Genomic DNA, 12,942 nt, shown 5'->3' with positions numbered 1-12,942 from the left:
TAGCAACAGTGACAGCAGTGCTTTATAAGTTACTGAATTTCAATAAGTTAAGGCGCTTTACTCGTTAACAATGCGGGGGTGATCGGCGTCAATATCGCTTTCTGCACCGTATTGGCCCTTGCCCGCTACGGACGCCACATCGATGCCATATTCTTTCAATTTTCGATAAAGAGTCGTCCGCCCGATGCCCAAACGCCGGGCAACTTCGCTAATATGCCCCTCATAATGTGCTATTGCGAAGCGGATCATATCCTCTTCAGTGGCAGCAAGAGTGCGAACCTCGCCTTCGGAGGTGATTCCACGGATCGAGCGTGAACCAAACCTTTTAATGGACGCCTGATTTACAAATTCATTGTCATTGACGCGGATTGCCCCACCCTCGAATCCAAGATGACGAAAGTCGCGTATCGTCAGAGCATGTTCTTCACATAGGAGCACGGCATGGTAAATGGCATTTTTGAGTTCGCGAACATTACCGGGCCAATGATAGGACTTGAGACTTTCCAGAACGTAAGGCGTGATACCCGTGATATGGCCCAACCGTTCTTCGCCGGCAAAATGCATCAGGAACTGATGCGCAAGAAGAGGAATATCCTCGATGCGATCTCTGAGCGGCGGCATGGCAATCAGAAACGATGAAACAAGATGATAGAGGCCGGGGTGAAACCGCCCCATATGCACACGTTCAACCAGCGAATGGCTGTTGGATGCAATAATACGTGTATCGGAAAGATGATCTGCCTGCATGATCTCGAACACGCGAAGCTGCGTTCGATGAGACAAGGCGCTTATCTCATCCAAAAACAAGGTGCCGCCCTGGGCCTCGGCAAACTTGCCAGCAATCTGGATGGGCGCATTGCCGACTTGAAGGGCTGTGGGCGCGTCTGACTGCCCGAAAAGCACTTCATCGGGATTCTGCTTTGCCAATGAGCGGCAATCAATGGAGATAAATGGTCCCTGCCAGCGTTGACCACTGCTGCTGATTGCGCGCGCCAGCGTTTCTTTGCCAGTGCCAGCCTCGCCTTCGATGAGCAACGGCGTATCAAGCTGCGTCACACGGCGCGCCAGCGACACCACCTTTTCCATTTCAGAGCTTTTGGCAACCATCTCTGAAAGCAAAATATGGGATTTTTCGTAAGAACGGGTGCGCTTGAGTTCCTGTATCAGAGAATCAAGTTTGAAAGCATTGGCAAGCGAAACCTGAACACGTTCAAACGCCACAGGCTTCGTCATGAAATCCACCGCGCCAAACCTGATCGCCTGCATAGCCTTGTCCATTGTGTCATTTTGCACAAGGACAATAACAGGGGTTTGGATACCAGCTTCGCGCATTCTTGAGAGAACCGAAATACCATCCATATCCGGCATCGCCAGATCAAGGAGGATAAGGGCTATATCCTTACGGCTACAGATGAATCCGAGCGCACTGGTCCCGCCATCTGCCAGAATAGTGCGATAACCCATGCGCAAAACCGCCGCCTCAAGGTGGCGGCGTTGTATCGGATCATCATCCGCTATAAGGATACGCGTACTCATAAATGCTCTACTACCAGTGGCGTATATGTCAGAATATCCCAATATATTGTATTGATCATATTTCAGGCACTTTTTTTGAAACAGCATTTCTCATCAATGCAAGCCCTATGCGCGCACATTCGTATATCATCCTCAGAATAGTGGCGCTTTTCTGAACAAACCCGCGCACCCCTTGGCGACTTGAAGAAGACATGCGAAAAGAGGCCAACAGGAGAATGTTATGACCGTTGCCATTTATCGATTTTCAAAGTCTGTCGCGCTCGACACTGTTTCCCATATGCCCGCCGGTGATACCGGAACTGCTGCAAAAGCCGATCTTGGAAAGCTGCCCGAGTGGAATCTCGCCGATCTTTATCCTTCCGCCGAGAGCGCTGAACTGAAAGCCGACCTCGAAAAAGCGGCAAAGGATGCAGCCGATTTTGAAAACCGCTGGAAGGGCAAACTCGGTGAAGAAGCAGCCAAGGCCAATGGCGGAAATTTCGCCGATGCGATTAAGGAATATGAAGGCTTAAGCGAACTCATGGGCCGCATTGCCTCTTTCGCAGGCCTTTATTATTATGGCGATACCACCGACCCCAAGCGCATGAAGCTGTTCGGCGATGTGCAGCAGAAGCTGACAGATGCCAACACGCCGCTCATTTTCTTCAGCCTCGAAATCAACCGCATCGATGATGACGTACTTGAAAAGGCGATGGCCTCCAATCCAGTGATCGGCCACTACCGTCCATGGCTGGAAGATCTGCGCCTCGACAAACCCTATGAGCTTGACGACAAGCTGGAACAGCTTTTCCACGAAAAATCGATCACCGGCTACAGTGCATGGAACCGCCTGTTCGATGAAACCATGTCGAGCCTGCGTTTTGAAATCGATGGCGAAGAACTGGCCATCGAGCAGACGCTTAACATGTTGCAGGATGCTGATGGTGCCGTGCGCAAAAAGGCATCGGAAGCGCTTGCCAAAACTTTTGGTGCAAATCTGCGCACTTTCACGCTGATCACCAACACGCTGGCCAAGGACAAGGAAATCTCTGACCGCTGGCGCGGTTTTGAGGATATTGCCGACAGCCGTCACCTTGCAAATCGCGTCGAGCGCGAAGTGGTTGATGCGCTGGCGAGTGCCGTCGAAGAAGCCTATCCGCGCATTTCGCATCGCTATTATGCACTGAAAGCCAAATGGCTCGGTCTTGAAAAGCTGGAGAACTGGGATCGCAATGCACCGCTGCCGGAAACTCCGCAGGCACTGATCTCATGGGATGAAGCGCGCGAAACCGTGCTTTCCGCCTATGGCAACTTTGCCCCTGAAATGGCCGAAATTGCCAAAAAATTCTTTGACAAAAACTGGATCGACGCGCCGGTGCGTCCGGGCAAGGCGCCGGGGGCTTTTGCGCATCCGACCGTGCCTTCCGCCCATCCCTATGTGCTGCTCAACTATATGGGCAAGCCGCGCGATGTGATGACGCTTGCGCACGAACTCGGCCATGGCGTGCATCAGGTGCTGGCCGGCGAACAGGGTGCGCTGATGGCATCTACGCCTCTCACACTGGCTGAGACGGCTTCCGTCTTTGGTGAGATGCTAACGTTCCGCTCGCTGCTGGAACGCACCACCAACAAGCGCGAGCGCAAGGCCATGCTGGCTCAGAAGGCCGAGGACATGATCAATACGGTCGTGCGCCAAATCGCTTTCTATCAGTTTGAGCGTCGTGTTCACACCGAACGCCGCGAAGGCGAACTGACCTCAGAGCGTATCGGCGAAATCTGGATGGATGTGCAGCGCGAAAGCCTTGGCGATGCGGTCAATCTCAATCCGGGTTATGAAACCTTCTGGACCTATATTCCGCATTTCATCCACTCGCCTTTTTACGTCTATGCCTATGCTTTCGGCGATTGTCTGGTAAACTCGCTGTATGCCGTCTACCAGAACTCGGAAAAGGGCTTCCAGCAGAAATATTTCGATATGCTGAAGGCGGGTGGCACCAAGCACCACAAGGAACTGCTGGCGCCATTTGGCCTTGATGCAACCGATCCAAATTTCTGGAGCAAGGGCCTTTCAGTGGTGGAAGGCATCATCGACGAACTCGAAGCCATGGAAGACTGAGCAAATTCGTGGCCCACAAGGGTTTGAATAGGCCGCACATCCTTTTTCGGGATGACAAGGCGGGCCGCGATGTTGTATTCGCGGCTCCGTCTTCGATGATCCGCGCCGATACACCAGATACATTCGAAGCAGCATGGGAGGCGATGCAACGCGCCCATGAAGCGGGCAAATGGCTTGCAGGCTATCTCTCCTATGAGGCAGGCTATCTGCTTGAACCCAAGCTGAAAGCGCTTCTGCCGGAAGGCCGCAAAGCCCCTCTCCTGTGCTTTGGCGTCTTCGATGGTCCATCGGACGATGTCTTGCATACACGCAGCGCCGACAACATCACCTATCTGCGCGAACCCGTCGCGCAATGGTCGCTCGAAGACTACAAGCCTAAATTTAACCGCCTTCACCAGCATTTGCGCGAAGGCGATTGTTATCAGGGCAATCTGACATTTCCGGTTCATGCGCAATGGGACGGCGATCCGCTCGTGCTGTTCAACACGCTCGCAAAGCGTCAGCCGGTTCGCTATGCGAGCTATTGCGATCTGGGTGGGCCGATCATCCTGTCGCGTTCACCGGAACTCTTCTTTGAAGTGGATGGCGAAGGCTATATCGAAACACATCCGATGAAGGGCACCATGCCGCGCGGTGCCACCCCTTTTGAAGATGAGGCCAACCGCCAGTTCCTGATGAATGATCCTAAAAATCAGGCGGAAAACCGCATGATTGTTGATCTGCTGCGCAACGACATTTCATTGATCAGCGAAGTGGGATCGCTGGATGTGCCTGAACTTTTCCGGGTCGAAACTTACCCGACCGTTCATCAGATGATCAGCCGCGTGCGCGCAAAGCTTAAAAGCGATCTGCCGCTGCGCAAGATTTTTGCAGCCCTTTTCCCCTGTGGCTCCATCACCGGTGCGCCGAAAATAAGCGCGATGGAAATCCTGCGCAGGCTGGAAAGTGGGCCACGTGATATTTATTGCGGCTCGCTCGGTTGGATCGAACCGGGCGGACGTATGCGGTTCAATGTTGCCATCCGCACGATCTCGCTTCTTGAGCAAAATCGTGCAATCTTCAATGTCGGGGGCGGCGTGGTCTTCGATTCCACAGCGCAAGCGGAGTATGAGGAATGTCTTCTGAAAGCACGGTTCGCGACGGGACAGCGACCAGCCATGCGGAACCAGACTATCAACTGATCGAGACCATGCGCTGGGAGCCTCTCTCTGGCATTCTGCGGTTTGATCTCCATATGGCGCGGCTTGAAAACTCAGCGCGGGAGCTCGGTTTTCACTACAACATGGAAGCGGTGCACCAGAAAATCGCCGAGATCAGCGGCGGTGAAAATCCGCTCAAACTGCGGCTGACACTGGCACCGGATGGCCATGTCGAGATTACCGCTTTTCCTTACGAACCACTGCCGGCGCAAACTGTCTGGCGCATCGCGGTCGCAAAAACACGCCTGAAGCACGATGATCCCTTGTTGCGTCATAAGACAACAAAACGTCAGGCCTATATTTCGGCTCGCGACGAATATTCACCGGCGGAAGTGGACGAAGTCATTCTGCTCAATGAGCGTGACGAAGTGTGCGAAGGCACCATCACATCAATTTTTCTTGATATTGGCGGCACCACCTGCATTACCCCTCCCCTTTCCTGCGGCCTGCTCGACGGCGTTCTGCGGCGTGAACTTTTAAACAACAGCGTGGTTCAGGAAGGCGTAGTCACACTTGATGATCTTAGCCGTGCGCGCAACATTCTTGTCGGCAATTCATTGCGTGGCATGATCCGCGCTCAACTTCTATCCATATAAATTCGTTAAACACGTTTGCTGTCATAGGCTTGTGACGTTTCTTTCTTTCTATGAACCTGTGCTATCGTAGCAAAGTGAGCAGTTCCGCATATCGGAAATGCCAAGCGTTGCAGCCTTGCAGCAGGAGAGAGAAAAAATGGCGAAAGCGAAATGGCCAGTCTATGGCGAAATTACCGGCCCTCTTATCATGATCGGCTTTGGCTCGATCGGGCGCGGTACCCTGCCACTGATCGCACGCCACTTCAAATTCGACAAATCCCGACTGGTCGTCATCGATCCAAGCGAAAAGAACCGCAAAATTCTGGATGATCAGGATATCCGCTTCGTCAAGGAAGCGATCACCAAAGATAATTACAAAAAGATCCTTGGCCCTCTGATCAAGGAAGGCGAAGGCCAGCCGTTCATCGTCAATCTGTCGGTCGATACCGGATCGCTCGATCTGATGCGCTACAGCCGCGAACAGGGTGCGCTCTATATCGACACGGTTGTCGAGCCATGGCTCGGTTTCTATTTCGATGCGGAAGCCGATAATGCTGCGCGCACCAATTACGCATTGCGTGAAACAGTTCGTACCGAAAAGCGCAAGAATCCGGGCGGTCCGACTGCTGTTTCCTGCTGCGGCGCCAATCCCGGGATGGTTTCATGGTTCGTCAAAAAAGCGCTTATCGATCTTGCCACTGAGCTCAAGCTTGAGTTTGAAGAGCCATCAGCCGATGACCGTAAGGGTTGGGCCAAGCTCATGAAAAAGGCAGGGGTTAAGGGTGTTCACATTGCTGAACGCGACACTCAGCGCGCCAAGGAGCCGAAGCCGTTCGACACATTCTGGAACACTTGGTCGGTGGAAGGTTTTATTGCTGAAGGTTTGCAGCCTGCCGAGCTTGGCTGGGGCACCCATGAAAACTGGAAGCCGAAAAACGCCCGCAAGCAGAAGAAGGGCAACAAGGCTGCAATCTTCCTTGAACAGCCCGGCGGCAATACCCGCATCCGCACATGGTGTCCAACCCATGGCGCGCAATACGGTCTGCTTGTCACCCACAATGAAGCAATCTCGATTGCCGACTTTTTCACCGTGCACAACAAGAAGGGCAAACTGGAATACCGCCCGACCTGTAATTACGCCTATCATCCAAGCAATGTCGCCGTTCTTTCACTGGATGAAATGTTTGGCAGCGGCGGACGTGCGCAGGCGGTTCAGCATGTGCTTGAAGAAGACGAAATACTCGACGGCTCGGACGAGCTGGGCGTGCTGCTCTATGGCCACGACAAAAACGCCTATTGGTATGGCTCACAGCTGAGCGTCGAAGAGGCTCGCAAGCTTGCGCCTTACCAGAACGCAACCGGGCTGCAGGTTTCATCTGCCGTTTTGGCCGGTATGGTCTGGGCGCTTGAAAACCCACAAAGCGGGATCGTCGAAACCGACGAAATGGATTACCGTCGCTGCCTTGAAGTACAGCTGCCCTATTTGGGACCCGTCAAAGGCTATTATACTGACTGGAACCCGCTGGAGGGTCGTGGCGTTTTGTTCGAAGAGGATATCGACACCAAAGACCCTTGGCAGTTCCGCAATATTCTTGTTCGCTGAGCCGTTCGAATGCCCGGCTTCGGCCGGGTTGCCGAATGCGACAGTTGCGCAACAGTCTTGCAATCCTGATAAAAGGGGCTTGTAATCGTGTGAATTTCCATACATCACACGATAAACACTCTTACGGAGAAGATGGACATGAAATCCTTCCGCATCATTGGCTCTACGGCAATCGTATCACTCGCGCTTGCAGGTTGTGTTGCGACTGGCCCAGTCGGTGGCGGCAATGTCCCTGTCGTTAATCGTGCGCCATCCGGTATTGATGGTTCATGGGTTGATCCGAATGGCATCGTCTCATCTTTCAACGGCGGTATTTTCGAGACCCGCGCGACCGATACCAACGAAAAGCTGGCCGAAGGCAACTATCGTTACCAGTCGCCGCAGCTCGTTGAAATCGATATGCGTTCCATCGTGCGCGGCACCTCATCCCGCGTCAATTGCGCGCTCGTTTCACAGAACCAGCTCAACTGCACATCGTCTGCAGGATCGCGTTTCTCGCTGACCCGCCGCAGCTAAAAATCGTCTGAATGCAATCAAACGGCACACGCTTTTCGGCGTTTGCCGTTTTTATTTTATGGGGTTCCAGCTTAACGCCTTATAATTCAACCATACCCAGCGTTGTTAGGATTGTAATTTGTCTTTTTTTCTCTAGTTTTCCGTCAGCATAGGAACAGGAAGATGAATGAGATGGATAAAGTGACCACCACCCCAGCCAGCCATTCTGTAAAACAACCCAAAGTTGGTGTTTTACTGGTTAATCTCGGCACGCCGGACGGTACAAGTTATGCGCCGATGCGCCGTTATCTGGCCGAGTTCCTTTCGGACCGCCGTGTTATCGAGTGGCCTCGCATTTTTTGGTATCCTATCCTTTACGGCATTGTGCTCAGTGTGCGCCCGAAGCGTTCAGGCAAACTTTATGAACGCATCTGGAATTATGAAAAAAACGAGTCGCCGCTGCGCACATTCACGCGTGCCCAGGGCGAAAAACTCGCCATTGCCCTCAAAGATCATCCAAATGTGATTGTCGACTGGGCTATGCGCTATGGCCAGCCTTCAATTGAGGAAGTGACGGATCGCCTGCTCAAGCAGGGCTGCGAACGCATCGTTATGTTTCCGCTCTATCCGCAATATTCAGCAACCACCACTGCCACGGTGAATGATAAATTCTTCGAAGTGCTGATGAAAAAGCGCTTTATGCCAGCAGTGCGCACAATCCCTTCCTATGAAGTGGAGCCGGTCTATATTGAGGCGCTTGCGCAGTCGATTGAAAAGCATCTGGCAACGCTTGATTTCAAGCCGGAAGTCATCCTTGCCTCCTATCATGGCATTCCAAAAAGCTATTCCGACAAGGGCGACCCTTACCGCTCGCAATGCCTTGAAACCTCAAGGCTTTTGCGCGCACGCCTCGGCATGGACGACAAACAGTTCCGCTCCACGTTCCAGTCACGCTTTGGTCCCGAAGAGTGGCTACAGCCATACACTGACGAAACCGTTGAAGAACTGGCAAAGCAGGGCGTAAAATCAGTAGCCGTGCTCAATCCCGGCTTTGTGGTAGACTGTCTGGAAACCGTGGATGAGATCGGCCATGAAGCGGCCGAAGCTTTCCATGAGGCTGGCGGAGAAAATTTCAGCCACATACCGTGCCTTAACGATACCGAAGAAGGTATGAACGTTATCGAGACACTCGTGCGGCGCGAGTTGCAGGGCTGGGTTTAATTTAGGGGATTACATATGACTGGTTTTGACATCACGCTGCTGATTTTGGCGGCCCTTGTTCTTGCAACACTGTTCGCCGGCATCAAGACTGTACCGCAGGGCTACAATTACACAGTCGAGCGCTTTGGCCGCTACACACGCACATTGATGCCGGGCCTCAATCTCATTGTACCCTTTTTCGATCGTATTGGCGCGCGTCTCAACATGATGGAACAGGTGCTTGACGTTCCTACCCAGGAGGTCATCACCCGCGACAATGCCATTGTCGGTGTCGATGGCGTGGCCTTCTATCAGGTGCTCAACGCCGCACAGGCCGCCTATCAGGTTTCAAATCTGCAATATGCGATCCTTAACCTGACCATGACCAATATCCGCTCTGTCATGGGGTCAATGGATCTTGACGAGTTGCTTTCCAACCGTGATGCGATCAATGATCGCCTGTTGCGCATCGTTGATGAAGCTGCACATCCTTGGGGTCTGAAAATGACCCGCGTGGAAATCAAGGACATCAATCCGCCGCAAGACATTGTGACCTCGATGGCACGCCAGATGAAAGCCGAACGCGACAAGCGTGCACAGGTGCTGGAAGCCGAAGGCGACCGCAATGCGCAGATTTTGCGCGCTGAAGGTCAAAAACAGTCGCAGATTCTGGAAGCCGAAGGCAAGCTTGAGGCTGCAAAGCGCGAAGCTGAGGCGCGTGAGCGTCTGGCGGAAGCGGAGGCACGGGCGACCACGCTTGTTTCCGATGCTGTTTCGAGCGGCAATGTTCAGGCGCTCAACTACTTCGTCGCACAGAAATACACCGAGGCACTCGGCAATATCGCAAGCGCCAAGAACCAGAAAGTGGTTCTCATGCCGCTTGAAGCAAGCTCGGTGATCGGCTCGCTGGCTGGCATCGGTGCAATTGCCAAGGAAGTGTTTGGCGATGGCAGCAAGCCGGTTGATCCGGTTCCCACCGCACCTTCGCCGCGCTCGCGCAGCGTTCCCACCACGCGCAGTTAGTCAGGCAGGGCGTCATGATCATCCATTTCCTGTCGCAACTGGGGCTGTGGGGCTGGTTCGTCGCCGGACTTGTCCTGCTCATTCTGGAAATTATGGCGCCCGGTATTTTCTTTATCTGGTTTGGTCTTGCCGCGCTTGTGACCGGCATCTTTGCTTTTCTGCTCGGCTCACTCGTGGGCTTTGGCTGGCAATTGCAAACCGTGCTGTTTCTGGTTCTGGCGGTGGTTTTCGTGCTCGTTGGGCGTCGCGTTTTCGGCTTCAGCGGTCGTCAGGATGAGCCATTGCTCAATCGCCGCGGCGATCAGCTCGTCGGCCAACGTGCGACCCTGACAGAGCCAATTGTCAACGGCCGCGGTCGTATGCGCATCAATGACACGACATGGCGTATCAAAGGCCCCGATTTACCGGCTGGAACCGAGGTGCACATCGTCTCATTTGATCCTGTCACACTTGAAATGGAAGTGGCTGCATAGCGGCCACTTCTCTTCTTTACGCAACACCAATACGAAGCAGATCGTGGAAGTGCACAAGGCCGATTGGCCGACTGTCTTCGACAACAATTAACGCGCCGATATGTTTCTCATTGATGAGGCTGAGCGCAGCGCTTGCCAGCATATTCTGGTCAACGGTTTTGGGCGTGCGTGTCATGATGTCATCAACGGTCAGCTCTGAAAGACTGCGGCTCAGATTGCGTGAAATATCGCCGTCAGTGATAATACCCGCAAGTTGTCCATCGTGCTCAACAACGATCACACAACCAAAGCTCTTATGGGCCTGAACCTTCATGGCATCCGGCATCAATGTGCCCACTGTGACCAGCGGCAGACAGTCACCCTTATGCATGATTTCCCGAACATGGACGAGACTCGCACCGAGCGAACCGCCCGGATGGAAGGTTTTGAAGTCTGTCGGCGTGAAACCACGGGCCTCGAGAAGCGCAATCGCCAATGCGTCACCAATGGCAAGCTGCATCATGGTTGATGTCGTCGGTGCAAGGCCGTGCGGACAAGCTTCCTGTGCCTTTGGCAAAAGCAGAACAACATTGGCCGCGCGTCCAAGCGCCGACTCCTCGCCTGCCGTAATTGCAATCAGCGGGATACGAAAGCGCTGTGAATAATTGACAATGCCCTTAAGTTCGGCCGTTTCGCCCGACCATGAAATCGCAAGGATAACATCATCCGTACCAATCATGCCAAGGTCGCCGTGATTGGCTTCCGCCGAATGCACGAAGAATGCAGAGGTGCCGGTTGATGCGAAAGTCGCCGCAAGTTTGGAGCCAATGTGCCCGCTCTTGCCCACCCCGGTTACAACAAGGCGGCCTTTAGAACCGACAATCGTTCGCACGGCTTCTGCAAACGGTGCAGAAAGGCCATTGTCGAGCGCTTTTTCCAGCGCCACGAGACCCGCGTTTTCGGTTCTGATCGTGCGCAAAGCGGAGGCGATCAAATCCTCCGCAGGCGCGGTATTTTGTGTCGTATCAAGATTTGTCATGACGCCAACGGTTAGCGCCTTCAAAGCTGCTTGTCCAAGCATTTGTTGCCGCACAATAGAGCCACGCAGAAAGCAAATCTCAATAAAGAATTAACCATGAACGTTTACCGTTCGCTTACCACGTTGCAACGAGTTGAAGACATTATGCTTTTTGCCAAATCCACACAGGGCGGCTTATCGCCTTTTGCCAGCAGGTTAACACGCCTGTTGCTGGCAGGCTGTGTTTTGGCAATCAGCAATTCGGTGGCGTTTTCGCAGGATACCCAACTCCGTGGCATTCTTGATGACGACAATCTGTCTGTCGTATCACCCGATCAGGCAACCCTCCGCGATGGTGATGCGTTTGATCCGAATGCGTCCGCTTCGGATGACATTGCAAACGAATCTTATACACCACCCACCGAGCCACAGGCGCCCAAACCTAAACTGGTGACGCCCGTGACTGAGGAAGAGCCGCAGCGCTTTCTTGCCACCGACAATATGCCCGTGGGTGCGGTTACAATTGAAGAGCAGGACAGCACCGGACGCGTCCGCCGTGAGAACTTGCCCGCTATCCCTGAACAGGGCCGACGTTTGCCGCACGAGGCCGATCCGTTTGCGCCCGTGGGCATCCGCACAGGCAATTTCATACTGCGCCCTTCACTTGAACAAGGGATTCGCGCCACCTCCAATGGCGACAATAGCTCAACCGGTTCAAGTGCTGTTCTGTCCGAAACAACGCTCCGTCTGAAGGCTGAATCAGACTGGTCCCGTCATCAGGCAACGCTTGATGCCTCGGGCACCATGAGCAAATCCATTTCCGGGCAGGATGTTTCAGAGCCGCGCGTCGATGTTCGGGGCAATCTGCGTTTCGATCTAAGCAATGAAACAACTGTGAATGCGGGCGCAGGTTATAAATTGCGCCGTGAAAGCGCATCCAGCCCCAACGGCGTCACAGATGCTTTGAAGCGTCCGCTGGTACACACGATTAACGGCAGTCTGGGCATTGAGCGCGACACCGGACTGATTTTCGGTCGTGCAACAGGCCGCGTCGAGCATGAAACTTATGGCGATGCAGAACTTTCTTCCGGCGGCACCGTCAGCCAGAAAGATCGCGACAACACCTATTCCAGCGTAACATTGCGCGGTGGTTTTGCAATTTCGCCCGCGCTTAAGCCCTTTGCTGAGATTGAACTGGGCAAGCGTATTTTTGATGAGCGTATAGACAGCAACGGCTATGAGCGCAGCGGATCACAATATGCCTTGCGCGGCGGCCTGATGTTTGATCGCGGCGAAAAGTTCAATGGCGAAATTTCGGCAGGCTATATGCGCGCCAACAGCGATGATTCCCGTCTTGGCAGCATCAGCGGCCCATCGCTTGCAGCCAGCATCCAATGGTCGCCACTGCGCGGCACCGATGTGCAGCTTTTTGCACAAACCTTGGTCGACACCTCCACGACGCCCGGCGTTTCCGGTGCGCTTCTGCATCTTGCAAGCCTCGAGGTGACGCGGCACGTGCGCTCAAACCTGAGCTTCAACGGCAAGCTCGATCTGAATGTCCGCGACAACAAGGATGGCACAGGAACCGATTACACAATCGGCGCACAGATTGGTGCGACCTATTGGATTAACCGCTTTGTCGGCATTGATGCACGTCTGCGACATGAGTTTCAAACCAGTCAGGTTTCCTATCGCGAATATCACGCCAACAGTGTTTATGTCGGCATGAAAGTGCAGCGATAAAGC

The 12,942-nt window shown here is 53.6% G+C and carries 11 protein-coding genes; 9 read left to right on the top strand and 2 right to left on the bottom strand.

Annotated features, from left to right (window positions below):
• Positions 1 to 57: 57 nt before the first annotated feature.
• Entirely contained in the window at positions 58 to 1,536 is a 1,479-nt protein-coding gene (locus tag VBH83_RS09255) for a sigma-54 dependent transcriptional regulator (protein WP_265986795.1), read from the bottom strand.
• A gap of 220 nt (positions 1,537 to 1,756) precedes the next feature.
• Between VBH83_RS09255 and VBH83_RS09250 the strand changes: the two genes are divergently transcribed.
• From VBH83_RS09250 to VBH83_RS09215, 8 genes are all read left to right on the top strand, one after another.
• Positions 1,757 to 3,631: a M3 family oligoendopeptidase gene (locus tag VBH83_RS09250; protein ID WP_396997346.1), complete on the top strand. Its 1,875-nt coding sequence runs from the start codon at positions 1,757 to 1,759 to the stop codon at positions 3,629 to 3,631.
• Between the two features lie 8 nt (positions 3,632 to 3,639).
• A complete protein-coding gene (locus VBH83_RS09245; RefSeq protein ID WP_396997344.1) occupies positions 3,640 to 4,812 on the top strand; it encodes an aminodeoxychorismate synthase component I in 1,173 nt (390 codons plus the stop codon).
• Positions 4,746 to 5,426: an aminotransferase class IV family protein gene (locus tag VBH83_RS09240; RefSeq protein ID WP_265986792.1), complete on the top strand. Its 681-nt coding sequence runs from the start codon at positions 4,746 to 4,748 to the stop codon at positions 5,424 to 5,426. Before VBH83_RS09245 ends, VBH83_RS09240 begins: the two co-directional genes overlap by 67 nt.
• A gap of 136 nt (positions 5,427 to 5,562) precedes the next feature.
• The gene (locus VBH83_RS09235) at positions 5,563 to 7,008 is read left to right on the top strand and encodes a homospermidine synthase (protein WP_265986790.1); all 1,446 of its coding nucleotides are present in this window, start codon (positions 5,563 to 5,565) and stop codon (positions 7,006 to 7,008) included.
• A 138-nt stretch (positions 7,009 to 7,146) separates the two neighbouring features.
• Positions 7,147 to 7,524 carry an outer membrane lipoprotein Omp10 gene (gene omp10 / locus VBH83_RS09230; RefSeq protein WP_265986831.1) on the top strand — a complete coding sequence of 126 codons (378 nt, stop codon included), beginning with the start codon at positions 7,147 to 7,149 and terminating at the stop codon, positions 7,522 to 7,524.
• 162 nt (positions 7,525 to 7,686) lie between these two features.
• Complete coding sequence (gene hemH / locus VBH83_RS09225) at positions 7,687 to 8,724, top strand: ferrochelatase (protein WP_265986789.1); 1,038 nt, start codon at positions 7,687 to 7,689, stop codon at positions 8,722 to 8,724.
• A gap of 15 nt (positions 8,725 to 8,739) precedes the next feature.
• Entirely contained in the window at positions 8,740 to 9,726 is a 987-nt protein-coding gene (locus VBH83_RS09220; protein ID WP_265986787.1) for an SPFH domain-containing protein, read from the top strand.
• Between the two features lie 14 nt (positions 9,727 to 9,740).
• Positions 9,741 to 10,199: an NfeD family protein gene (locus VBH83_RS09215; RefSeq protein ID WP_396997340.1), complete on the top strand. Its 459-nt coding sequence runs from the start codon at positions 9,741 to 9,743 to the stop codon at positions 10,197 to 10,199.
• A gap of 16 nt (positions 10,200 to 10,215) precedes the next feature.
• Here VBH83_RS09215 and VBH83_RS09210 read toward each other — a convergent pair whose 3' ends face one another.
• Positions 10,216 to 11,217, bottom strand: a complete 1,002-nt coding sequence (locus VBH83_RS09210; RefSeq protein WP_265986829.1) for an SIS domain-containing protein — start codon at positions 11,215 to 11,217, stop codon at positions 10,216 to 10,218.
• Positions 11,218 to 11,313: 96 nt separating this feature from the next.
• Between VBH83_RS09210 and VBH83_RS09205 the strand changes: the two genes are divergently transcribed.
• On the top strand, positions 11,314 to 12,939 hold the full coding sequence (locus VBH83_RS09205) for an outer membrane beta-barrel protein (protein WP_396997338.1): 1,626 nt from the start codon (positions 11,314 to 11,316) through the stop codon (positions 12,937 to 12,939).
• Positions 12,940 to 12,942 lie beyond the last annotated feature (3 nt).

It is taken from the genome of Ochrobactrum sp. S1502_03 (assembly GCF_044435015.1).
Classification (GTDB): domain Bacteria; phylum Pseudomonadota; class Alphaproteobacteria; order Rhizobiales; family Rhizobiaceae; genus Brucella; species Brucella chromiisoli.
The sequence above is the reverse complement of the archived record's forward strand: the minus strand, read 5'-3'. Positions and strand labels throughout refer to the sequence as shown.